The organism is Kocuria rhizosphaericola (assembly GCF_044462205.1).
Classification (GTDB): domain Bacteria; phylum Actinomycetota; class Actinomycetes; order Actinomycetales; family Micrococcaceae; genus Kocuria; species Kocuria rhizosphaericola.
In genome coordinates this window covers 1-660 of record NZ_JBISWK010000085.1, presented here as the reverse complement: position 1 = coordinate 660, position 660 = coordinate 1, and the positions used below count along the sequence as shown (strand labels likewise).

Annotated in this window: 1 protein-coding gene; it reads right to left on the bottom strand. The window is 67.6% G+C overall.

Annotated features, from left to right (window positions below; translation table 11 throughout):
- Window positions 1-24: 24 nt before the first annotated feature.
- Window positions 25-318, bottom strand: a complete 294-nt coding sequence (locus ACH9D2_RS08970) for a hypothetical protein (protein WP_396362496.1) — start codon at window positions 316-318, stop codon at window positions 25-27.
- Window positions 319-660 lie beyond the last annotated feature (342 nt).

Below are 660 nucleotides of genomic sequence, written 5' to 3'. Positions count from 1 at the left end.
GGGTGGCCGGGGGCCGCGATGCGCTCAGGCGGTGTAGTACTCGCGGCTGCCGGACTTGGCCAGCCCGCGGGCCACCAGGTAGCCGATGGTCAGGTAGGTGATGTACTCCATGGCCTGACGGGCATCGAACAGGTCGATGCCGTCCTCGGCCCCGCCGTCACCGACCAGGGTGGCCGTGACGACGATGGCCACCAGCACGCCCAGGTAGGCGATGAACTCGGTGGTCCTGGTCGCGGCCTTGGTCTCGGTGGCCCGGCGCGCGGTGTCGTCGGCCGTGTGAGCAGCGGTGGTGGCCGTGTGGGAAGCAGTGTTCGTCAAAGGAATCTCCTGAAGAAGCAAAAGAAGGGTGCCGGATTCGGCAGGGCACCGGAGGGCGGATCGCCATCGGTGCAGTTAGTGGGAGGCGTGGGGGCACCGTATGCTCGACGCCCTGCCTACACCGTAGACCGTACGTGTAGACTGCATTTAAAGCAAAGCCCACTTATTAAAGGATGCCGATCGCGATGCCTCCCCCCACCACAGACCCCGATACCAACGGAGATCCCGCACCGACCCCCAAGGCGAAGGCGCGCCGGCCGCGGCTGAGCCGGGAGGTGGTGCTCACCGCGGCCCTGGCCCTGGTGGACGCCGAGGGCCTGGAGGCCCTCACGATGCGCCGGT